This is a genomic window from Mesorhizobium loti (assembly GCF_013170705.1).
GTDB classification, from domain to species: Bacteria; Pseudomonadota; Alphaproteobacteria; order Rhizobiales; family Rhizobiaceae; genus Mesorhizobium; species Mesorhizobium loti_D.
Genome location: NZ_CP033334.1, coordinates 3,924,425 through 3,946,230 on the forward strand (window position 1 = coordinate 3,924,425; position 21,806 = coordinate 3,946,230).

Sequence of the window (21,806 nt, forward strand, 5' to 3'; positions counted from 1 at the left end):
TATGATGCGTATGTCCCTATCTGTGCACAGATCAGGCTTACCGGTTCAAATATCAAATTAAATTTCGCCCATGTTGGGATTGAGGCAGGAATGCAAACCCGGAGTTACTTGCTTTACGATGTGTTTACGACCGAGCGACTGGCCGGAAACCCGCTGGCCGTGGTGTTGGATTGCAAAGGTCTGAACACGGCGGCGATGCAGGCCATCGCGCGCGAATTCAACCTGTCCGAATCGGTCTTTGTGCTGCCGCCGGACAACCCCAAGCACAAGAACCGCATCCGCATCTTCACGCCCGACTACGAAATGCCGTTCGCCGGCCATCCGACGGTTGGATCGGCAATCGCGCTTGCCGAACTGGTCGGCGAAGGCGGTGCCGGCATCTTCGTGCTGGAAGAGAACATCGGCCCGGTGCGCTGCGCCGTCAGCACGCACGATGGCAACACCTTCGCCGAGTTCGATCTGGCGAAACTGCCGGAACCGCTGAAGCTCGAGGCCGATCCGGAAGCGATCGGGGCAGCCCTTGGCCTGGCGCCGCACGAGATCGGCTTCGAGAATCACCGCGTCTCGTTCTGGTCGGCCGGCGTGCCCTATGTGACCATTCCGGTCGCCAATCTCGAGGCGGCGGGCCGCATCCGGCTGGACAACCAGGCCTGGTCGGAGCTGGCGCCGCGCAAGAGCGAATGGGCCTTCGCCAGCCCCTATGTCTATTGCCGCGAGACGGTGAACCACGAAAGCGCCTTTCATGTCCGCATGATCGTGCCCGGCACGCCGTCCTATGAGGATCCGGCGACCGGTTCTGCAGCGGCCGCCTTCGCCGGCGCCATCATGCATTTCGACGGCCCGACGGACGGCATTTCACAGTTGTGGATCGAGCAGGGGCTGGAGATGGGCCGGCCATCGCGCATCCGCCTGGAACTGACCGTGCAAGGTGGAAAACTGGCCTCGGCGCGCATTGGCGGCAACGCGGTGAAGGTGGCGGAGGGCAAGCTTTTCGTCTGATCGCATCAAGGGTTGGTCGATTTGTCGGGAAATGATTCCGGCAGGGCTAGACATGGCCGATGGTGGCGGCTATATGCCCGCCAACGCCGGTTTTTGCCGGCCGAGTGGGTGCGTAGCTCAGTTGGTAGAGCAGCTGACTCTTAATCAGCGGGTCCACAGTTCAATCCTGTGCGCACCCACCAAATATCTCAAATAAAATAGAGATTCAGGTGGGACCCGGCGAAACGATGGAATTGCCCCTCGTTTCGTGTCCGTCCAGTGCCCGCCAAAATCGGCGCCGTATATTAGACGACCGTCCCTGCCAAATTCGTCAAGAACTGCCCCCGTAAAATGGACTTCTTGCGTTTTTGGAAAGTTGGACGAGAATCACATCGATCGGGAGTCGGACAATGGACGACAGTAACGTAATCGGCGCGTTCAGCGAGGAAGACGCCGCTCGGCTTACCGGGCTGTCAATCGGCCAACTCCAACTATGGGACCGCTCGGGTTTCCTAAAACCCAGCTATGCTCCCGAGAACAGGCATCTACCTTACAGCCGGGTCTTTTCGTTCCGGGACATCGTGTCCCTGCGCGTCCTGGGACAACTGCGCAATGTGTACAAGGTCCCCATGCAGCATTTGCGCAAGGTGTCTCATACGTTGGCGCATCTGGGCGACGCCAAGTGGACTGCCACTACCCTCTACGTGCTGGGAAAACGAGTTGTCTTCACCGATCCGCGTACAAACGAGCGCAAGGAAGTGGTCAGCGGTCAACGTGTTTTCGATATCCCCTTGAAAGTCGCAATCTCCGACACCCGGAAGGCGATTCAGAATCTCAATGTCCGCAGCGCCACTGAGACGGGAAATATCGTCCAGGCGAAGTTCGTCATGCAGAACGAGCCGGTATTTGAAAGAACCCGAATTCCAGTGGCTGCCGTGCAGAGATATTTAGCCGCGGGCTATTCTAGTGACGCCATAATAAGGGAATTTCCGCTGCTGACGGTTGAGGACGTCAATGCAGCGAAGACGTTCACTATCCCCGCTAGCGCGGCCTAGCCCATATGGCAAAGCGGCCGGTATTCGCATTTATGACCGATGTGAATGTGCCGGACTCAGTAGGGGATTTTCTATCTAGCCAAGGGCACGACGTGGCTCGGGTCCGTGATTTTATGGCCAGCAATTCTCCGGATCCTGTGGTTGCTCAAGCCGCTATGGAGGCCAACCGAATCCTCATTAGTTGGGATCGGGACTTCAACCAACAGCGGTTTTTGACGCCACGTTTCGATCGCCTCAGTCGCGTCGGGTTTTCATGCCCGGAACCGGAAGGCGCGGCACGCTTAAAGCAGGTGCTCGATCTGTTCGAATTCGCGATCAAGCGGGCCAAGGGCAAACCTGTCGCCATTCGGATTGGGCGTGACAAATTGCAGGTGAAATGCTGACGACGCGCGAGGGATGGCCTGAAGCAGCAGTCGCAGGGGGCGAACCTTGCTTGCTAATTGCCCTTGGTCTGTTTGGAGGGGTCAAAAGATGTCTGTCGAGGAAAGTCTTCGGGCGTTTGATCGTGATACAGACTTGGTTTGCCGCACGTTAGGCTACACGCTTGCCATTCGAGAGCGCGCAAACGGCGATGCAGCGACGTTGGAAAAGCTCCAGAAAAACGGTCTGTTCTGGACTGATTATGAGCAACTAGCGCTCACTACTATCATAATCAGCTTAGGCCGCATATTCGATGTCCAAAAGCAGGCACATAGCGTGCAGCGGCTACAGGAAGAACTCAGATCAGATTTGAGATACTTCGACAAAAACTCACTTGCGGCCAGGAAGAAGGCTTACAGCTCCAACACCGATTGGCTGGACGATTATATGAAAAGCGTCCACGAGCTCAACGCGTCCGATCTGGATTCTATAGCTAAAGAGATTGGCAGAGCAGAATCCCTTTGGAAAAAGTGCAAGCCAATGAGGGACCGCGTTCTTGCGCACGATCAAGCGCAAGCTAAGGACGCTCGGACTAAGATTTTCACATCCGTAACCTACGAAGATATCATCGGCGTTGCGCAGGCGCTGACAAACGTTGGCAATGCGCTATTTCAGGCTGAGGTTAACGGCAGGCAGCCGCAATTTGGCCAAGACACCAACATGGTTGCATTTCGAGTGGGCCGAGAAGCAGCAAACGCGATCCTCGAACAACTCGCATAAAGTGTTTGCTCTCGTATTCGCTGTGTCGTCTGGGTAGCCGCTGATGAATAGTCAGTCGGTATCGTCTATTTCTCCGAGACCCCAGCCTCGGCAAAGCTCGCCATTCTCGCATGACACTCCAGTGCCGAGCGCACGATGTTGACGGCGAGGCAGGCGCCGGAGCCTTCGCCGAGCCTCATGCCGAGATCGAGCAATGGCGGCAGGCTGAGGGCTTCGAGCAGCCCGCGATGGCCCGATTCGGCCGAGACATGAGCCGCGATCGTGTGCGCGAGCCCCGTCGGGTGCAGCCTTGCCAGCGGGGCCGCGGCGGCGGTGCAGACGAAGCCGTCGAGCAGCACGGGTATGCCGAGATGGCGGGCGGCGAGCGTGGCGCCGAAGATGGCGGCGAGTTCGCGGCCACCAAGGGCGGCGGCAACGCCCAGCGGATCGGCGAGGGTGGCGGCGTGGCGCTTGAGGCCGGCCTCGATGGCGACCACCTTGCGCTTCAGGCCGGCATCGTCGACGCCGGTGCCGCGCCCGGTCCATTTTTCGGCGCCGCCGCCGAACAGGGCGGCCGAGATGGCGGCCGCCGGCGTGGTGTTGCCGATGCCCATTTCGCCGAAGCAGATCAGGTCGAGATCTTTCGTCACCGCGTCGTAGCCGGCCGAGACGGCGGCGAGGAAGGCTTTCTCGTCCATTGCCGGCACTTGCGTGAAATCGCCCGTCGGATGGTCGAGGTCGAGCGGGATGACATCGAGTTCGGCGCCGGCGATGCGGGCGAGCTGGTTGATGGCGGCCCCGCCGCCGGCGAAGTTCGCCACCATCTGCACGGTGACTTCCGATGGGTAGGCCGACACACCTTGTGCGGTGACGCCGTGATTGCCGGCGAAGACGAACACTTTCACGCGGTCGAGTTTCGGCATGTCGCGGCCCTGCCAGCGCGCCAGCCATGCGGCGATGGTCTCCAGCCGGCCGAGGCTGCCTTGCGGCTTGGTCAGCGTGTCCTGGCGGCGGGCGACGGCTTTTGCTGCGGTATCGCTGCCGGCCGGGAGATCGAGGCAGGCGGCGCGCAATTCATCAAGAGATTTGAAGGGCATGGGGGCAAGGTCTCCGGAAAGGAATCAAGGGGAATCAGGCCAAGGGGATCAAGAGAGCGCGACGGAAGCGACAAGAAGCACCGCGACTTCGCTGACCTGTTGCAAGGCGCCGATCGTGTCGCCGGTCTGGCCACCGATCTGGTTGAGGCAAAGGGCATGGAAGGCGGCAAACAGCAGGCCGAGCAGGATGAGCGCGGCGATGGCGCCGCCGAGCCCGAGGAGAAGAAGCGGGATCGCGCCAAGCACGGCGCCGGCGATGGCGATTTCCTGCGAGACCGTACCGGCACCCGCCGACAGGCCATCGGACCGTGCCGGCGGCAACAGGTGCATGAACGCGCCAAGCACACCGCGCGAAGCGGCGTGGGCAGCCACGAGAGCGAAGAGGGCCTGCGTGGGGTCGACGAATTCCGAAAGCACGTTCCAGCGGATCAGCAACGACAGGGTCAGGGCTGCCGCACCATAGGCACCAATGCGGCTGTCGCGCATGATGTCCAGCTTGCGGCCGCGCGATTTGCCGCCGCCAAAGCCGTCGGCGACGTCGGACAGCCCGTCCTCGTGCAGGCAGCCGGTGGTGATAACGGTTGAAACAAGGGCAAGGGCGGCCGCCGGGCCCATGGCAAGGCCAAACCGTTCCGCCGTGGCAAAGACGATGGCGCCGATCAGGCCGACGACGAGACCGGCGACCGGCGCCGCCCAGATCGCGGCGGCAAGGCCGCGGCCGCGAAAATCGTGGATGGGCAGAGGCAGGCGGGTGAAGAAGACCAGGCAGAGCGCCATGTCGTCGAGGATTTGCCGAGGCGAAAGGGTCAAATTCGGGAGCTTCATGCGCCGCCCCTCGCTATCGCATGGAAGAAGGTGCCGCTGACATGGCCGCGCCGATAGCCGGAGGCGCCGATCGGATTGCCCTGACCATCGGCGAGGTCGGCCAGCGGCTCGTCATTGCCGGTTGCCGTCATCTGCGCATAGTGGAATTCGTGGCCCCGGATCAACGCGCCCTGCACGCCCAGCGGGCAATCGGCGCGCAGTCGCGCCTCGCGGTAGCCAAGGTTCATCTTCCGCCTTGCAAAACTGGTGGAATGGCCAAGCAGGCCAAGCATTCCGTGCGTTTCGCCCGAGGCATCTTCCAGCGCCTGGCCAAGCACCATGAAGCCGCCGCACTCGCCATGCACGGGCTTGGTCGCGGCGAAGCGCGCCATTCCGGCCTTGAAAGTCTCCGACGCCGCGAGCCGGCCGGCGTGAAGCTCGGGATAGCCGCCGGGAAGCCAGCAGACGTCACAATCCTCGTCGGGCGCCTCGTCGGCGAGTGGCGAGAACGGAACGATTTCCGCGCCCGCCTTGCGCCAATAGCTGGCGACATGCGGGTAGAGGAAGGTGAAGGCGGCATCTTCCGCAAGGGCTATCCGCTGCCCGGGCGGCTGCAGCGCCTCGTCGAAGCCGCCTTCCGCCGGGGTGAGGGGCGTTGCCAGCGCCATGACCGCGTCGAGGTCGAGCGACTTCTCCGCCATGTTGGCAAGGCGGTCGAGATGCGCCATCAGATCATCATACTCGCCGGCCTGGACGAGACCGAGGTGCCGCTCGGGCAGGTTCAGGGTGGGGTCGCGCAAGATGGCGCCGACGACAGGCAGGCCGATCGCCTCGATCGCATCGCCGGAGAGCCGGCGGTGGCGCTCGCTGCCCAGCCGGTTGAGCACGACGCCGGCCATGCGCACATCCGGATCGTAAGTGGCAAAACCCTTGGCGACGGCCGCCGCGGTGGTCGACTGGCCGGACACGTCGAGCACAAGCAGCACCGGCAGGCCGTAGAGCCGGGCGAGATCGGCCGCCGAACCGGTTCGCCCCCGCGCGGCCGGAATGCCGTCGAACAGGCCCATGGCGCTTTCGAGGATGACAAAATCAGTATCGTCAGCCGCTTGTGCGGCGAGGGCGTTGAGCAGCGATGGCGGCATCGCCCAGCTGTCGAGATTGACGCCGGACAGGCCCGTGGCGGCCGTGTGGAAACCAGGATCTATATAGTCGGGTCCGGATTTGGCGCCCCGCACCTTCAGCCCGCGTCGGGTGAGCGCGCGCAGAATGCCGATGGTGACGCTGGTCTTGCCCGAGCCGGAGCGCGGGGCGCCGATGATGATGGCGCGGGCCGTCATGCCTTGCCCGCCAATGCGGCGCGCATGGCGACGATGCCACCGACGACGATCAGTGCCGGCGAGGCAAGGCCGGCGGCGGCCACTTCCTCGGCAATGGTGGCGAGCGTGGCGACGACGGTTCGCTCCCGCGGTGTCGTCGCGGCGACGATCACCGCCGCCGGCGTCGAGGGCGCCAGCCCGCCGTCGAGCAGCGCTGCCGCGATCAGCGGCAGGTTCGCCATGCCCATATAGACGACAACCGGCTGGCCGGTGCGGGCGATTGCCGCCCAGTCGATGTCGTCGTCGGTGCCGGCGGCGTGGCCGGTCGCCAGGATCACCGCCTTGTTGATGCCGCGCATGGTGGCCGGGATGCCGGTTGCGGCCAGCGCGCTGAGGCCGGATGTCAGGCCGGGTAAAACCCGGAAAGGGATAGCTTCGCGCGCGAGCGCCAGGGCCTCTTCGCCGCCACGGCCGAAAATATAGGGATCGCCGCCTTTCAGCCTGACGACGCGGCGGCCTTCGCGCGCCAGCCGAACCAGAAGAGCGGTGATATCGTCCTGCTTCATCGAAGGCTGGCCGCCGCGTTTGCCGGCGTAGAACAGTTCGGCTGCCGATGCCACCGCCACGACATCGGGTGAGACCAGCGCATCATAGACCAGCGCATCCGCCTCGGCCAAGGCCGCCAGGACTTCCAGGGTCAGGCAGCCGGGGTCGCCGGGGCCGGCGCCGGCCAGCCAGACATGGCCCGGTTCCAGCGAACGCGGCTTGAAGTTCAGCCGGGCAAGCGCCTGTTCGAGCGTGGCGTGTTCGCCTGTGTTCCTGGTGCTGCCGCTCACAATCCGTCCCGTCCGCGAAAACGCCGCTGATAGTGGGCGTCGTACAATGAACTCTCGCCAAAGCCTTCCGCCGCAAGCGAGCGGCCGACGAAGATGATCGCCGTACGCTCCATCGGATCGGCGGCAAGCTGCGCCTCGATCGTTTCCAGCGTCCCCGTCAGCACGCGCTCATCCGGCCACGAGGCCCGGAAGACGATCGCCACCGGACAATCGCCGCCATAATGCGGCGTCAATTCGGCGACGACACGGTCGATGGCGTGGATGGCGAGATGGATGGCCAGCGTGGCGCCGGTGCGGCCGAAGCCGGCCAGCGTTTCGCCGGGCGGCATTTTCGAGGCGCGGCCGGAGATGCGGGTCAGCACCAGGCTTTGCGCCAGTTCGGGAATGGTCAACTCGCGGCGCAGCGCCGCCGCGGCCGCGGCGAAGGAAGGAACGCCCGGCGTCAGCGTGTAAGGGATGCCGTGTTTTTCCAGCCGGCGGATCTGCTCGGCGACCGCACTCCAAACCGACAGGTCGCCGGAATGCAGCCGCGCTACATCATGGCCGGCCTTGTGGGCCTCGACATAGGCGGCCTCTATCTCATCGAGCGACATCGGCGCGGTGTCGATCAGTTTGGTCCCGGGCGCGCAATGCTGCAGCAATTCGGGTGCGACGATGGAGCCGGCATGCAGGCAGACCGGACAGCTTGCCAGGAGCTTGGCACCGCGCAGCGTGATGAGGTCGGCGGCACCCGGACCGGCACCGATGAAATGAACGGTCATGGCGCGTCTCCGCTGATGGCGATGGCGCAGGTGACCGGGCCAAGCACGGTGCGAGGGCCAAGCAGTTTCGCACCGGCCCCGGCAACGGCGAGGGCCGCCGCTTCGGAAACCGAGGGCGTGCCGGCCAGTTCCTGCGAGAGGCTGGAATGGCTGAGCGTGCCTGGCGAGGCGGCTTGAAGCGCTGCGTCATCGACGATGACAACCGGGAGGTTCAGCGAGCGGCCAGCGGCGGCGATCGCGTCTTCATCCTTCTTGAGCGCCGCGGTGGCCAGTGCCGAAAGCGCCGTCATTGCCAGCCCATGCGCTTCAAGCGCGGTTTCAATCGCGGCAAGCACGTCCTCGACGCCAACGCCTTTGCGGCTGCCGATGCCCGCGACCATCATGGCTTCACCCAGTTCCATTGCGTGACAGGCATGGCTGGCCGCCATGCCTGCATCGAACCGACCGGTGAGGCGCGCGAAATGTCTATCCGGGTAAGATCGCCGCCCAGTTTCAGGTGCTGGGCGAGAAGCAGCGTTTCCATCTCCAGTGTCACGGCATTGGCGACCAGACGGCCACCGGGGCGCAGCGCCTTGATGGCAGTGTTCAAGACGCCGGTGTCGCTGCCCCCGCCGCCGATGAAGATAGCGTCCGGCATCTCCAGCCCGGCAAGCGCCTTTGGCGCGTTGCCTTCCACCACCACCAGGCCCGGAACGCCGCAGGCGGCGGCATTGCGGTGGATGCGAGCGGCGCGGCCCGGGTCGGCCTCGATGGCGATGGCGCGCATCAAGGGGTGGGCGAGCATCCACTCGATGCCGATCGAGCCGGAGCCGGCGCCGATGTCCCACAGCAACTCGCCGCGCCTGGGCGCCAGTGTCGACAAGGTGACAGCGCGGATTTCGCGCTTGGTGATCTGGCCGTCATGGTCGAACAGATGATCGGCAAGGCCAACCGTGAGTGGCAGAACACGGCCTTGCGGGTTCGAATCAATTTCGACGGCCAGCACGTTGAGCGGATTGACGTTTTCGAGGTCGAAGGCATCGGCGCGTGCCACGCGCTGTTTCTCGTTCGGCCCGCCCAAAGCCTCCAGGACCGTCAGCCGCGATGCGCCGAAATCGAGTTCTGTGAGCAGGCGGGCAATTGCCGCCGGCGCGTCGCCGTCCGATGTCAGCGCCAGGATGCGCGCATTGGGCTGCAGCAGCGGCCGGATCAGGTCGAGCGGCCGGCCATGCAGCGAGACGGTCTCGATGTCCTGCAGTGCCCAGCCAAGGCGGGCGGCGGCCAGCGAGACGGCCGACGGCGCCGGGATGACATGCATCTCACGCGGCTCGACCTTGCGGGCGAGGGTGGCGCCGACGCCATGGAAAAAAGGATCGCCGGAGGCGAGCACGCAGACTTTGCGGCCCGCCAGCGCCAGCACGTCAGCCATCCCGGCATCGAAGGGCACCGGCCAGGGGCGCGGCTCGCCCTTGGCGAAGGACGCGACCAGCGCCAGATGGCGCTTGCCGCCGAAGATGAACTCCGCGTCGGCGATCCGCTGCTTGGCCTCGTCGCCGAGACCCGCTAAACCGTCCTCGCCGATGCCGATCACCGTCAGCCATTTCGACGCATAGCCGGCTCCGCGCGGACTTTCAGCAGGCATGATGACCCACCGTATCCTGATCCTCGGCGGCACCACGGAAGCCCGGCAACTGGCTGGAAAGCTGGCGGTACGCGCTTCGGTCACGCTGTCGCTGGCTGGTCGCACCGAAAGCCCCGTGGCGCAAGGCGTGCCCGTGCGAACCGGAGGGTTTGGCGGCGCCGATGGCCTGGCCGCCTACCTCGAGGAGACAAGCACCGACCTGCTGATCGACGCCACGCATCCCTATGCGGCGCGAATCTCCGCCAATGCCGCGCAGGCGGCGCGCGCGGCCGGCGTGCCGATCTTGGCCCTGCGCCGTCCGGGCTGGGAGCCCATCGAAGGCGACCGCTGGACTGATGTCGATAGCGTCACCGAAGCCGTGCAGGCACTTGGACCGGCACCGCGCCGCGTCTTCCTGGCGCTTGGCCGACAGGAGGTGGCGGCCTTCGAAGCCGCGCCCCAGCACCATTACCTCATCCGCAGCGTCGATCCGGTCGAGCCGAAGCTCGCCGTGCCCGACGCCGACTACCTGCTGGCGCGCGGTCCGTTCCGCGAAGCTGACGAGCGAGCGCTGCTGGAAAGACACAGCATCGACGGTGTCGTGTCCAAGAACAGCGGCGGCGCCGCCACTTACGGCAAGATTGCCGCCGCGCGGGCGCTTGGTGTCGAGGTGATCATGGTCCGCAGGCCAATGTTGCCGGAGGTGCCTTCGGCTGAAACCGTCGAAGCGCTGGCCGCGATTGTCAACCAATTCGGGGCCGATCATTTTGTCGAACCCGATGCCGAACGCGGCGTGTAGACCAGCGCCGGCTTGTCCGCGCGCTTGATGATCCGGGTTTCCGGCGACCCGATGATGATGCAGGTCGCCATGTCGGCCTTTTGCGCATCGACGTCGGCCAGCAGATAAACCTCGATGCGCTCGTCCGGACGGCCGGTGGCGCGGCCGAAGATGACCGGCGTGGTGCCGGGCAGGATCGCGGTCAGGCATTCGAAAGCGCGGCCAAGCTGCCAGGGGCGGGCCTTGCTGATGGGGTTGTAGAGCGCGATGACGAAGCCTGCGCCGGCCGCCGCCAGCAGGCGCAGTTCGATCAGGTCCCACGGCTTCAAATTGTCGGACAGTGAGATGGCGCAGAAATCATGGCCGAGCGGTGCGCCGATGCGGGCGGCGACCGCCAGCATGGCGGTGACGCCGGGCACCACGGCAACGTCGATAGCCCGCCATTCAGCCGGGCCGGCCTCGATTGCCTCGCAAACCGCGGCCGCCATGGCAAAGACGCCGGGATCACCGCCGGAAACCACGGCGACGTCGTGGCCTTCCGCGGCCTTGGTCAAGGCGTCCTTGGAGCGGGCGAGTTCCTCACGGTTGTCGGAGGCAACGCGAGTCTGGTCCGGGCGCAGGTCCAGCCGGTCGAGATAGGGCTTGTAGCCATAGAAGAACTTCGCCTCGGCCACGGCGCGGCTTGCTTGCGGCGTGACCTGATCGGCATTGCCGGGCCCGAGGCCGATGACGGTCAGGCGGCCGCTCATGCCTGTGCTCCCAATGCCCCTGGCCGGCCGGACCAGCCGGCGACCAGCACGATGGCGAAATAGGGGGCCTTGTCGTCCTGCTTGTCGGCGAGCTTCATCGAGACGCTGCCGGCCATGGTGCCGCGCTCGACATAGACGGCGCGCGTCAGCTTGCCGGTGGCTTCGAGCGCCCGCCTGATCTTGGGCAGGTTGCGGCCGACCTTCATGATGACGGCGGCATCGGTGTCGGCCAGGCGACGCGTCAGCTCGAACTCGCTCATCGTGCCGGGCAAAACCGTCAGCACGTCGTCGCCCTGGACGATCGGCACACCGGTCTGCGACCAGCAGCCGGACATTGCGGTGACGCCTGGAATGACTTCGGTCGCGAAGCGATGGGCGAGGCGGACATGCAGATGCATGTAGGAGCCGTAGAACAGCGGGTCGCCTTCGGACAGGACGGCAACCATCCTACCGGCGTCGAGGTGTTCGGCGACCTTTTCGGCCGACTCCTCGTAGAAACCGGTGATCTGCGATCGGTAATCGTCGTGATCCTTGTCGATCTCGGTGGTCACGGGATAGAGCAGCGGCAGTTCCAGCATATCCGGCCGGAAGCGTGCCTCGACGATGGCGCGCGCGTTGCTGTTGTTGCCGCGCTTGGCGAAGTAGGCGACGACATCGGCCTCGGCCAAGGCGCGCGCGGCCTTCAGCGTCAACAGTTCTGGATCGCCGGGACCCGTGCCGACGCCGACAAGTCGGCCTTTGGGGAGCGCGTTCACAGGCCGGGCCTCGCCAATGAATTGAGCGCGGCGGCCGTCATGGCGCTGCCGCCAAGCCGGCCACGCACGATGGCATAGGGCACGCCATAGGAATTCTCGGCCAATGCATCCTTGGATTCGGCGGCACCGACGAAGCCAACCGGCATGCCGATGATGGCCGCCGGCTTCGGCGCGCCGTCGCGCAATTTTTCCAGGAGATAGAACAGTGCGGTCGGCGCATTGCCGATGGCGACGACCGAACCGGCCATGCGCTCGCCCCACAGGTCGATCGCGGCGGCCGAACGGGTGTTGCCGATCGCTCTGGCGATGTCGTGCGTGCGCGGATCGCGCAGCGTGCAGATCACTTCGTTGCCGGCCGGCAGCCGGGCGCGGGTGACGCCATGCGAGACCATTTCGGCATCGCAGAAGATCGGCGCGCCGGCGGCGAGTGCCTGGCGCGCGGCGGTGACGAAATCAGGCGAGAAAACGAAATGGCTTGATGCTTCGACCTGGCCGCAGGCATGGATCATGCGGATGGCGACATCGGCCTCGGCGTCCGAGAAGCGCTTGAGGTCGGCTTCGGCGCGGATAATGGCGAAGGAGCGCTCGTAGATCGCCGTGCCGTCGTGAATGTAGTCGTAGGCGGCCATGCTCATTTCCGTTTTTTAGTTTGGGCCTGTCGGTAAGTCTCGGCGATTGCCGCCAGCCCGAGCCTTGTGAGGCAAGCAGCGGCGGTCTCGTCCTGAAATCGTTCGCTGCGGATCACCGCCGCGACGCGACTGAAGCCGCGCGCGGCGTCATAGCCCGGCCTGTAGCCGGCAGGAAGAGCCTTTGCCGTCGCGTTCACGACAAGTCCGGCTCCATTTTCGCCGCCGACGATCGTGAGCGTCGCCGGGCCGGGATGCGCGCAGCCCTTGGCGCAGCCGGAAATGTGCAGGGTGAAGTCGAGAATGTCCGCGTTTTCGGCGGCGATCGTCTCGGCGATGTCACGCGTGGCGATGCGGCCGGAGGCGCAGGCCGGCGTGCCGGGGCAGGCAGCGATGCGGGTGCGCGGATCGGTGTGGCAGGTGACGAAGTCGAGGGCGGCGGCGGCTTGCTGGAGGCGATGGTTCGCTGACTGTGGTTGGCCGAGGAAGAGCAAGGCGCGGCCCGGGGCGAGGCGGATTTCGGTGGTGCCCAGCGTGAGGGCGCTTTGCGTGAGAGCGATGAGCTTCTCGGCTGGCATACTGCCGTAGGGGAGAGCAATGCCGAGGGCGAAAGTGTCGCCGGCCAAAGGGAAAAGGCCGATAGGTTTGCGCGAGGCGCCCCCCTCTGTCCTGCCGGACATCTCCCCCACGAGGGGGGAGATCGGCTGCCCTGCCGGCGGCGTTGTTCTTGCGAAAGCGGACGTGTGCTGAGCCGTTTCGGCGTTGGAAATGGGCGAGGCCGAGCACGAATGAGCAATCTCCCCCCTTGTGGGGGAGATGTCCGGCAGGACAGAGGGGGGCGCCACAGAATGCCAGCCTGCGAGAGATACCAATTGCCTCTCCGACAAATCCCTCGCATGCGCTTCGCGGCCCTTTTCAGCGACCATCCTGAGCGTAGCGACGGCTATGTCTCTAGCGGCATCCGCATCGACTGTTGCCAGCACCTTCGCGTTTCGGCCGTCACCGGCAACCGATACGCTCCAGACGATGTCGTTGTCGGCTCGCATCGCCTTCAGCCGCACATCGGCCGTCACCGCATCCATCGTCAGTTGTCCGCCACCGTCGACAATCACCGACATCTTCGGCCCCAGCCGTTGCGTCAGCCCGGCGTCCTCGACCGCCACCCTGATCCGCTCCGCCAACGGTCGCGGCTCGGCGATCTCCTGCGGATCGATGCCCGCCAGCGGTCCTGTCTCCACCGGCACGCCGGTCCGCACCGCAATGCCCAGCGCATCGACCTCCGCCGCTAGCAGTGCCGCGCTCTCCGCTGTCAGGCCGCGTATCTGCAGACTACCCCGCGCCGTCACCTCCATGATGCCGTTGCCATGCCGCTGGGCGGAGTCCGCCAGCTCGATCAAGAGCTTCGGCGTCAATCCTTCAAAAGATGGGGCTCCGGCAACCGGGTTGAGCCGCACCAGCAGCCCATCGCCGGTCTGCATTGGTGTCGACAGGGCCGGACAGGCGCCCCGGCGCGAGAAGGCGTTCATGCCGCCACTCCCAGCGCCTCTGCCTCGGCAATCAGCGCCGCGAGATCGTCGTCGATGGAATTGCGCAAGGGATGCCAGAGGCCGCGCCGTCGCGCGGAGAGAAAACGCTCGGCGATGACCTTCGCGGCGGCCGGGTTTTCGCGCAGGATGAAGGCGCGAACTTCCGCGTCGCCAACATAGGCGTCGTGCACGGCCTCGATCAGCGCGCCCGAAATGGCATGGGTGGTCTCGGCGAAGCCGACCAGCCGGTCGACCGTCTCGGCGAATTCGGAGGCGCCGCGCGGGCCGTGCCGCATCTGTCCGGCGATGAAACGCGCATTGACGGCGCGGGCGCGTACCACCCGCGAGACGGCCTCGCCGACCGAACGCGGCTTCGGCTTTTGCGGGTCTGTCGTGTCGAGGACGATGACGTCGGCATTCCGGCCGAGCGCTGCAAGTGCTGCCGAAAAGCCGCCGATGAAGGCGACGTCGGCGGAGCCTTCGAGAATGTCGCGGCCGGGGTCGTCGCCGGTGTGGACCAGAAGATCGGCTTCGGCGATGCGGGTTTCGAACGCGCCGGGCACCGAGACGCCTTCGCCGCCGGCACCGCCATAGGCATGCGAGGTGGCGTCGAGATAGGCGCGGCCGATTTCTTCGCGCGCTGCCCAGTCGCCGCTCGACAGGAGGTCCTCGACGCCGGCGCCGTAAGTGCCGGGCGAGGTGCCGAAAATGCGTGGGCTGATCTTGCCATCCGCTCGGGTCCGGGCCGCGAGCGGGTTTTCCGAATCCTCCTCGTCGCGCGCGGCGACGGCATTGGCGGCGGCGTCGATCAGCGCGATCTGGGTCGGGAACATGTCGCGGAACAGGCCCGATATGCGCCAGGTGACATCGACGCGCGGGCGGCCGAGCGTTGCCGGCGGCAGCACCTCGATGCCGGTGATGCGGCCGGTGGCGGCATCCCATTGCGGCCGGCAGCCCATCAGCGCCAGGCCTTGCGCGATTTCCTCGCCGCCGGTGCGCAGCGAGGCCGAGCCCCAGAGGTCGATCACCAGAGAGCGCGGCCAGTCGCCATGCGTTTGCATATAGCCGCGCACGACCTCTTCCGCCGCCGCCTTGCCCAGGTCATAGGCGGTCGGTGTCGGCATGGTGCGTGGATCCGACGTGAACAGGTTGCGGCCGGTGGGCAAAACATCGGAGCGCCCCCGCGCGGGCGCGCCGGCCGGTCCGGCCTTGACGTGGCGGCCATCGAGCGCGGCGAGCAGCGCCGACCTTTCAGCCTCGGCACTTTGGCGGCGCATGGCGTCAGGCTCACCATCGGGCGCGCGGCCGTAGATATGCAACCCATCCTTGATGGCGAAGTCCTTGAGGTCGCAGAGCCAGGCGTCGATGCGGCGCAGCGCCTCGTCGGGCGCGTCGGTCCTGGCGACGCCGGCTTCGGCGGCGAGGCCGGTCTTTTGCGCGGTGTCGACGATCAGCTTTGCCAGGCGGTCGCGGCGGCGGCGGTCGAGGCCATCTGCCTGGGCATATTCGTCAACCAGCCGTTCGAGTTTGTGCTGGTCGTCGTCCAGTCCCGCGCCGGCCAGCGGCGGCGGCAAATGGCCGAGCGTGACGGCGGCGATGCGCCGCTTGGCTTGCGCTGCTTCGCCTGGGTTGGAGACGATGAAGGGGTAGATGACGGGCAAGGGACCGGTGACGATCTCGGGAAAGCAGCTTTGCGAGAGTGCAACCGTCTTGCCCGGCAGCCATTCCAGCGTGCCGTGGGCGCCGACATGGATGAGCGCATGGACGCCGAGGGATTTGCGCAGCCACAGGCCAAACGCGATCAGGGCGTGGCGCGGGGGGAGCGTCGGGTCGTGATAGTCGGCGCGGCGGTCGGCGGAGCGGCCGCGGTCGGGGGCGAGGGCGACAGTAATGTTGCCGAAGGTGGCGGCGCGGAAGGGGAAGCTTGCTGAGATCGTTTGTGAAGGTCTGTGCGCCTGGCGCAACCCTGCCTCGTCTTCTGCCTTGCCCCAAGCGCCTTCGACCCCTGCGATTGCCGCAACCGGCAACTCTGTCGAGAAGGCAATATAGTTGTCTAACGTCAATCCAGTATCGCTGACTTCCAGAAAATCCAGCAGCGCGCGCGGCGTTTGCGGAATCCCTTCAACGGCATAGCCCTGTCCCTTCAGGTCATGCAGCATGGCCAGCACGCTCGACGGCACATCGAGGCCGACAGCATAGCCGGTACGGCCGGGAGCACTGGGATAGTCGGGGATCAGGATAGCCAGCCTGCGCTCGGCTCGAGGCGTCTCCCGCAGCTTGATGAAGGCCGCGACGCGGTCGGCCACCTGCGCCACGCGATCCGGCTCCGGCCGGTTGACGAAGGCACGGTGGCCGAGTGCCGGATCGACATCGCTTTCGCCCTTGAAGGAAATCGCGCCGGCGAGGATGCGGCCGTCCAGTTCTGGCAGCACGACATGCATGGCGAGGTCGGCGGGCGCCAGGCCGCGCTGGTTGTTTTCCCAGACGTCGCGGCGGGTGGTGGCGACGATGGCCTGGAAGACGGGCACACCGGCACGGTCGAACAGGGTTTCGACGCCGGGCTCGGCGCCTGACGCGAAGGCGGTCGCGGTGAGGATGGCGGCGGGCTTCAGTACGGCGAACGCGGTTTCCACAAAGGCCAGTGACGCCGGGTCTTTCAGGCTGGAGACGAAGATGGGGACCGGGAGCATGCCGCGTTGGCGCAGCGCTTCGAAAAGAGCATCGATCGGCGCAACATCGGCAGCCAGAAGCATCGAACGGTAGAACAGGATCGGCACGACCTTTCCCTCCCCCTCGAGGGGCGGGTGGCCCGCAGGGTCGGATGCGGCCGGTACGACCGGGTGTGGCGTTTCTTGAGGTCGGCGCACTTCAGAGCGTCGGCGCGCTGTGGAGAGGCCACTCCCAGCCTGCGGCCGGACCCTCCCCTCGAGGGGGAGGGGGACGACGCCGCGTGTGGGCTCGTAGTAGCCGGCTTTTGGCACTGCCACCGGCTCAACAACGGCCGCATCCTGGCCCGCCAGCCGCGCCAGCCTCTGCACCAGCGCGCTCATATTGGCCGGGCCGCCTTCGCGGAAATAGCCGAGCAGCGCGTCCAATTCCTGGCGCGGCAGCGTCGAGGCTTCGATCAGCCTGAGATCCTCGTCGTGGCTTTCACCGGGAAGCAGCGCCAGTTTTATGCCGCGCTCGCGGGCGATCGAGGCCAACTGGTCGCAGCCATAGCGCCACCAATCGTGGCCGCCGAGGATGCGCACCAGGATGATCTTGGCGTGGCGGGCGACGCCGTCGACCCAGAGGTCGACGGACATGGGATGGCGAAGGTCGCGCAATGCCGCCAGCCGCATCGAGGGCAGGCGGCCGGCATCGGCCTTCCACGCCGCCGCCAGCCCGGCAAGATCGCTGTCGGTGAAGGACAGCGCCACGATATCCGCCGGCGTCTGCCGCAGATCGACCGGCTCGGCGAGGTCGTCGAGCGAGGCGGAGGTCGTGGTGAGGATATGCATCGCGGCCCGTGTCTGAAAATCAGCCGGCGAGTATACGCTCGATTGCCGGGCGGTTCAGCCCCTTGAGGCCGATGACGACCAGGCGCGAGCGGCGGTCGTCCTCGGCCGTCCAGGCGCGGTCATAGTAATGATTGACGCGCGGGCCGACGGCCTGCAGGAGGAGCCGCATCGGCTTGCCGCCGACCTCGACGAAACCTTTCACACGCAACACATTTTCTTCTTCGGCGACAGTGGCGACGCGCCTTGCCAGCTCGTCCGGATTGGCGATCGAAGGGATGTCGACGATGAAGGTGTCGAAGTCGTCGTGCTCGTGGTCGAAAGCGCCGTCATGATGGGATTTGCGGTTCTCGATATCGTCCTCGACGGCGAGACCGAGCCCGAGCAGTATGGAAGGGTCGACCTTGCCGTGCGAGGTCGGCACGATCTTCACGGCGCGGGCGGAATGTTCGTTGACGATGGCGTTGGCCCGGGCCGAACCGGCGGCGTCCATCAGGTCGCTCTTCGACAGTATGATCAGGTCCGCGCAGGCGATCTGATCCTCGAACACTTCCTCGACCGGGTCGTCATGGTCGAGGCTCTCATCCCCGGCGCGCTGCGCTTGCAAGGCGTCCATGTCGTTGGCGACGCGGCCTTCGGCCAAAGCAGGGCCGTCGACCACGGCGATCACGCCATCGACCGTCACGCGGCTCTTCACCGTCGGCCACTGGAACGCCTGGACCAGCGGCTTGGGCAGAGCGAGGCCCGAGGTTTCGATCAGGATGTGGTCGACCTTCGGCGTCAGCGACAGGATCTGGTCCAGCGCCGGCACGAAATCGTCGGCCACGGTGCAGCAGATGCAGCCATTGGCCAGTTCGACGATGTTCTCCTCGGGGCAGGTGTCGATGCCGCAGCCTTTCAGGATTTCGCCGTCGATGCCGATGTCGCCGAACTCGTTGACGATGATGGCAATGCGCTTGCCGCCAGCGTTTTCCAGGAGATGGCGAACCAGCGTCGTCTTGCCGGCGCCCAGGAAGCCGGTGACGACGGTGCAGGGGACGCGGGAGAGATTGCCGGTCGAATTTGGGGCGCTCATGATCAATCCTTCAACAGGTCGAGGGGAGGAATGCGGGCCACGAGGCCGCGCTTGAGGGAATCGGGCCGGCCACGCCATGGAATGAGGCCGTCCGTCGAGGTGGCGAAGAGTTTGGCGCCGGTGACGAGGTCGGCGCCGCTGGCCGCGGTCAGGTCGCCGAACACATAACTCCAGCAGCCGTCGCGCAGGACGGCGGCGCTCAGCCGGCGCTTGCAATTGCCGAGGCATTCGACGGTGCGGACGCGGATGTTGTCATCGGCCGCGGCGTGGCGCGTGTCCTCGGCCAGCAGTTCGCCGGCGCGGGGATGGGCGTCCGAGCCGGTCTCGTCGCGACAGGAGGCGCAGACGATGACCGTGACGCCGGCCAAGGCTTCGCTGTCGGCGGACGAATTGTCCGCTGTGCCAGCCGAAAAACTGCCGTTCTGGTCCAAAAAGCCGGGCTCCTTGCCCGGAAACCCGCCGGGCGATCGGATTCTCTTGTCGCAGACGGCAGGTCTCCTGGCTCGCGGGTCATCGCCTTGGGTGCCGCCTTCCCGGGAATTCCCAGTGGCTTTCGGCCTTGGCTCTTCGCTTACAGTTGCGGGGACAGCCGCGGATTTGAGATTTTTCACCTCGCACCGCATTCCCTCTTAGCCCCTGCCGTTGCGGGCAAGGGACCGTCTGGACGGGATTTAGGCTTTTGCAGGCAGCGGTGTCAACGCGAGCTTACGACATGGCGATGTCGGCCAGCGCCGGGCCCAGATCGCCTGCCGGCGTCACGTCCATGCGTTCAAGGCCAAGCCAGCCCTGCATCTGCTTCAATTCCTCGAAAAGCTGCGCGGCGGTTTCAGGCGGTGCGCCGGGCTCAGGGTAGGCGGCATGGACGCGCAGGACGCCCGCTGGCCGGTCCGCCTTGAGGTCGACGCGCGCGACGATCCGGTCGCCGAGCAGGAAGGGGAGGACGTAATAGCCGTATTGGCGCTTTTCAGCCGGCGTGTAGATTTCGATGCGGTAGTGGAAATCAAACAGCCGCTCCGAACGCGAGCGCTCGAAGACGACCGGGTCGAACGGCGCCAACAGCGCGCGGGCCTCGATTTTCCGGGGCAGGCGCGCGTCCTTGTGAAGGTAGGCCGGCTTGTCCCAGCCTTCGACGCGCACCGGCAGCAATTCGCCCAACTCGACCAGTTCCTCCAGCCGGCCCTTCATATCGGCCGGCGACAGCCGGAAATAGTCGCGCAGGTCGCCTGACGTCGCCACGCCATGGGCGCGGGCGGAAATGCGCAGCAATTCGCGATGCGCGTCCTCGGCCGGGGGCACCGGCAGATCGAGGATCGCCTGCGGCAGCACGCGCTCCGGCAAATCATAGAAGCGCTCGAAGCCGCGGCGGTGCGCCGTGGTGATGCGCCCGGCCCAGAACAGCCATTCGAAGGCGTGCTTGGCATGGCTCCAGCCCCACCAGCCGCCCGAACCTTTCTGGCCTTCGAGCGCCGAAGCGGCGATCGGGCCGCGCTCGACGACCGCGCGGTAGATGTCTTCTATATAGGCGGCGTGTTCGCGGCCCCATTTGGCCAGCCCCAGATACATTTCATCGCCTTGCTCGGCCCGCTGCATGCGCCAGCGCATCAGCGGATAGGTCTCGACCGGCAGGAACGAGGCCTCGTGCGCCCAGTATTCGAACACAGTGCGCTTGCGCGTCACGGCGGCATTGTCGAGCAAAGCGAGCGGGTAGGGGCCCAGGCGCGAATAGAGCGGCATATAATGAGCGCGCACCACCGCGCTGACGGAATCGATCTGCAGCAGGCCGGTGCGGGACAGCACACGGGCGAGATGACGGCGGTCGGGTGTGCCATTTGGGCGCGGATCGAGAAACCCTTGAGCGGCGAGTGCAATGCGGCGGGCCGCGGCAAGAGAGATCTTTTCCTTCATGCAGGCATCACTCCGAGGGGGCTTCGGCTGTGGGTCGGTCTTTGTCTGGGCAGCTTCTTGTCGCAAAACCGGCGTCCAGTTTTGCGGAACCTGCGTGGTGATTCCAACCCATGCTAGCAGGGTTTTGGCGGCAACCATGTCAGGAGAGAAAAGTGGAGTAAAAAGCGAAGGAAATCAAACAGGAGCGGATCGGACCAGTTTCTCCGGATATGCCGTCCAGGTCGGCGTTTTGAACAAGGTTTGACTTGCTTCGCTGGAAGTGCTGCGCTAACCCTCGCCGCGTTGCAGCATAGGCCCTTAAAACGGTTCAGCGGTTAAACTGTCACGCTTCCGCAATAAGGTCCGGTGCTGTAATCAACGTGGATTGGCGCCAACGGAAAGCCGCTGCATGAACGCACTTCTCAGTTCGTACCTGCCTATCGTCCTGTTCATAGGCGTGGCACTGGTCGTCGGCCTGGCGCTGCTGGCCGCCCCGTTCCTGGTGGCCTACCGCAATCCCGATCCCGAAAAGCTGTCCGCCTACGAGTGCGGTTTCAACTCGTTCGACGATGCCCGCATGAAATTCGACATCCGTTTCTACCTGGTGTCGATCCTGTTCATCATCTTCGACCTGGAAGTGGCCTTCCTGTTCCCCTGGGCCGTGTCCTTCTCGAAGATCGGCATGCTCGGCTTCTGGTCGATGATGGTGTTTTTGGCAGTGCTGACCATCGGCTTTGCCTATGAATGGAAAAAAGGAGCGCTGGAATGGGATTGAACGACAGTTCAGGCACCCTCGTCGCGCCGAAGCCGAAGGGCATCATCGATCCCAACACCGGCAGGCCGGTGGGGGAGGACGATCCCTTCTTCCTCGAAATCAACAATGAGCTTGCCGACAAGGGCTTCCTGGTCACCTCGACCGAGGCGCTGATCACCTGGGCGCGCAGCGGCTCGCTGATGTTCATGACCTTTGGCCTGGCGTGCTGCGCGGTCGAGATGATCCACACCTCGATGCCACGTTACGACTCGGAGCGGTTCGGTGTCGCGCCGCGCGCGTCTCCGCGCCAGTCCGACATCATGATCGTCGCCGGCACGCTGACCAACAAGATGGCGCCGGCGCTGCGCAAGGTCTACGACCAGATGCCGGAGCCTCGCTACGTCATCTCGATGGGCTCCTGCGCCAATGGCGGCGGTTACTACCACTATTCCTATTCGGTGGTGCGCGGCTGCGACCGCGTCGTGCCGGTCGACATCTATGTGCCCGGCTGCCCGCCGAGCGCCGAAGCTTTGCTCTACGGCATTCTTCTCCTGCAGAAGAAGATCCGCCGCACCGGCACGATCGAACGGTAAATC

Annotated in this window: 22 protein-coding genes, 1 tRNA gene and 1 riboswitch; of the genes, 8 read left to right on the forward strand and 15 right to left on the reverse strand. The window is 65.3% G+C overall.

The features are described from left to right. Positions 1–90: 90 nt before the first annotated feature. The 5 genes from EB815_RS19070 to EB815_RS19090 all read left to right on the forward strand — a co-directional run bounded on the left by EB815_RS19070 (position 91) and on the right by EB815_RS19090 (position 3,173). The gene (locus EB815_RS19070; protein WP_056572953.1) at positions 91–999 is read left to right on the forward strand and encodes a PhzF family phenazine biosynthesis protein; all 909 of its coding nucleotides are present in this window, start codon (positions 91–93) and stop codon (positions 997–999) included. Between the two features lie 106 nt (positions 1,000–1,105). Continuing rightward, positions 1,106–1,181 (forward strand) — tRNA-Lys (locus tag EB815_RS19075). 207 nt (positions 1,182–1,388) lie between these two features. Beyond that, a complete protein-coding gene (locus tag EB815_RS19080) occupies positions 1,389–2,033 on the forward strand; it encodes a DUF433 domain-containing protein (RefSeq protein WP_056572950.1) in 645 nt (214 codons plus the stop codon). A gap of 32 nt (positions 2,034–2,065) precedes the next feature. Further along, positions 2,066–2,416 carry a DUF5615 family PIN-like protein gene (locus EB815_RS19085; protein ID WP_155772526.1) on the forward strand — a complete coding sequence of 117 codons (351 nt, stop codon included), beginning with the start codon at positions 2,066–2,068 and terminating at the stop codon, positions 2,414–2,416. A gap of 88 nt (positions 2,417–2,504) precedes the next feature. Continuing rightward, positions 2,505–3,173 carry a hypothetical protein gene (locus tag EB815_RS19090; protein WP_056572945.1) on the forward strand — a complete coding sequence of 223 codons (669 nt, stop codon included), beginning with the start codon at positions 2,505–2,507 and terminating at the stop codon, positions 3,171–3,173. Positions 3,174–3,238: 65 nt separating this feature from the next. Here EB815_RS19090 and cobT read toward each other — a convergent pair whose 3' ends face one another. From cobT to EB815_RS19125, 7 genes are read right to left on the reverse strand one after another with little or no spacing between them, the layout of a single operon-like run. Further along, complete coding sequence (cobT, locus tag EB815_RS19095; protein ID WP_056572942.1) at positions 3,239–4,249, reverse strand: nicotinate-nucleotide--dimethylbenzimidazole phosphoribosyltransferase; 1,011 nt, start codon at positions 4,247–4,249, stop codon at positions 3,239–3,241. 48 nt (positions 4,250–4,297) lie between these two features. Then, positions 4,298–5,074, reverse strand: a complete 777-nt coding sequence (locus EB815_RS19100; protein ID WP_056572937.1) for an adenosylcobinamide-GDP ribazoletransferase — start codon at positions 5,072–5,074, stop codon at positions 4,298–4,300. Further along, on the reverse strand, positions 5,071–6,390 hold the full coding sequence (locus EB815_RS19105) for a cobyrinate a,c-diamide synthase (RefSeq protein WP_056572934.1): 1,320 nt from the start codon (positions 6,388–6,390) through the stop codon (positions 5,071–5,073). The genes EB815_RS19100 and EB815_RS19105 overlap by 4 nt, the downstream gene beginning before the upstream one ends. Further along, positions 6,387–7,205, reverse strand: coding sequence for a uroporphyrinogen-III C-methyltransferase (gene cobA, locus EB815_RS19110; protein WP_056572931.1), 819 nt, complete (start codon positions 7,203–7,205; stop codon positions 6,387–6,389). Before cobA ends, EB815_RS19105 begins: the two co-directional genes overlap by 4 nt. Then, complete coding sequence (gene cobM, locus EB815_RS19115) at positions 7,202–7,966, reverse strand: precorrin-4 C(11)-methyltransferase (RefSeq protein WP_056572928.1); 765 nt, start codon at positions 7,964–7,966, stop codon at positions 7,202–7,204. The genes cobA and cobM overlap by 4 nt, the downstream gene beginning before the upstream one ends. Continuing rightward, positions 7,963–8,349, reverse strand: coding sequence for a cobalamin biosynthesis protein (locus EB815_RS19120; RefSeq protein ID WP_056573503.1), 387 nt, complete (start codon positions 8,347–8,349; stop codon positions 7,963–7,965). Before EB815_RS19120 ends, cobM begins: the two co-directional genes overlap by 4 nt. Then, the gene (locus EB815_RS19125) at positions 8,346–9,587 is read right to left on the reverse strand and encodes a bifunctional cobalt-precorrin-7 (C(5))-methyltransferase/cobalt-precorrin-6B (C(15))-methyltransferase (protein WP_056572924.1); all 1,242 of its coding nucleotides are present in this window, start codon (positions 9,585–9,587) and stop codon (positions 8,346–8,348) included. Before EB815_RS19125 ends, EB815_RS19120 begins: the two co-directional genes overlap by 4 nt. A gap of 1 nt (position 9,588) precedes the next feature. On the opposite strand from EB815_RS19125, the gene EB815_RS19130 reads away from it, so the two are divergent. Then, complete coding sequence (locus tag EB815_RS19130; RefSeq protein ID WP_056572921.1) at positions 9,589–10,365, forward strand: cobalt-precorrin-6A reductase; 777 nt, start codon at positions 9,589–9,591, stop codon at positions 10,363–10,365. Here EB815_RS19130 and EB815_RS19135 read toward each other — a convergent pair. The 8 genes from EB815_RS19135 to EB815_RS19170 all read right to left on the reverse strand — a co-directional run bounded on the left by EB815_RS19135 (position 10,329) and on the right by EB815_RS19170 (position 20,477). Next, positions 10,329–11,093 (reverse strand): precorrin-3B C(17)-methyltransferase, encoded by a 765-nt coding sequence (locus tag EB815_RS19135; RefSeq protein WP_056572918.1) that lies wholly within the window; start codon positions 11,091–11,093, stop codon positions 10,329–10,331. The two genes, EB815_RS19130 and EB815_RS19135, sit on opposite strands and share 37 nt — an antisense overlap. Then, positions 11,090–11,848 (reverse strand): precorrin-2 C(20)-methyltransferase, encoded by a 759-nt coding sequence (locus EB815_RS19140; RefSeq protein ID WP_056572915.1) that lies wholly within the window; start codon positions 11,846–11,848, stop codon positions 11,090–11,092. Before EB815_RS19140 ends, EB815_RS19135 begins: the two co-directional genes overlap by 4 nt. Further along, a complete protein-coding gene (locus tag EB815_RS19145) occupies positions 11,845–12,477 on the reverse strand; it encodes a precorrin-8X methylmutase (RefSeq protein ID WP_056572913.1) in 633 nt (210 codons plus the stop codon). The genes EB815_RS19140 and EB815_RS19145 overlap by 4 nt, the downstream gene beginning before the upstream one ends. Positions 12,478–12,479: 2 nt before the next feature. Further along, a complete protein-coding gene (gene cobG / locus EB815_RS19150) occupies positions 12,480–14,000 on the reverse strand; it encodes a precorrin-3B synthase (protein WP_056572911.1) in 1,521 nt (506 codons plus the stop codon). Further along, a complete protein-coding gene (gene cobN, locus EB815_RS19155; protein ID WP_056572907.1) occupies positions 13,997–17,500 on the reverse strand; it encodes a cobaltochelatase subunit CobN in 3,504 nt (1,167 codons plus the stop codon). The genes cobG and cobN overlap by 4 nt, the downstream gene beginning before the upstream one ends. Before the next feature lie 19 nt (positions 17,501–17,519). Continuing rightward, complete coding sequence (cobW, locus tag EB815_RS19160) at positions 17,520–18,572, reverse strand: cobalamin biosynthesis protein CobW (protein ID WP_056572903.1); 1,053 nt, start codon at positions 18,570–18,572, stop codon at positions 17,520–17,522. 2 nt (positions 18,573–18,574) lie between these two features. Next, the gene (locus EB815_RS19165; protein WP_056572900.1) at positions 18,575–19,003 is read right to left on the reverse strand and encodes a DUF1636 family protein; all 429 of its coding nucleotides are present in this window, start codon (positions 19,001–19,003) and stop codon (positions 18,575–18,577) included. Positions 19,004–19,043: 40 nt separating this feature from the next. Then, positions 19,044–19,248: riboswitch (cobalamin riboswitch) on the reverse strand. A gap of 29 nt (positions 19,249–19,277) precedes the next feature. Beyond that, positions 19,278–20,477, reverse strand: coding sequence for a winged helix-turn-helix domain-containing protein (locus tag EB815_RS19170; RefSeq protein ID WP_056572897.1), 1,200 nt, complete (start codon positions 20,475–20,477; stop codon positions 19,278–19,280). Positions 20,478–20,865: 388 nt separating this feature from the next. Here EB815_RS19170 and EB815_RS19175 point away from each other — a divergent pair, with 388 nt between their 5' ends. Together EB815_RS19175 and EB815_RS19180 are read left to right on the forward strand one after the other, a co-directional pair. Further along, positions 20,866–21,231 carry an NADH-quinone oxidoreductase subunit A gene (locus tag EB815_RS19175; RefSeq protein WP_010910112.1) on the forward strand — a complete coding sequence of 122 codons (366 nt, stop codon included), beginning with the start codon at positions 20,866–20,868 and terminating at the stop codon, positions 21,229–21,231. Beyond that, on the forward strand, positions 21,222–21,803 hold the full coding sequence (locus tag EB815_RS19180) for a NuoB/complex I 20 kDa subunit family protein (protein ID WP_015317338.1): 582 nt from the start codon (positions 21,222–21,224) through the stop codon (positions 21,801–21,803). The genes EB815_RS19175 and EB815_RS19180 overlap by 10 nt, the downstream gene beginning before the upstream one ends. Positions 21,804–21,806 lie beyond the last annotated feature (3 nt).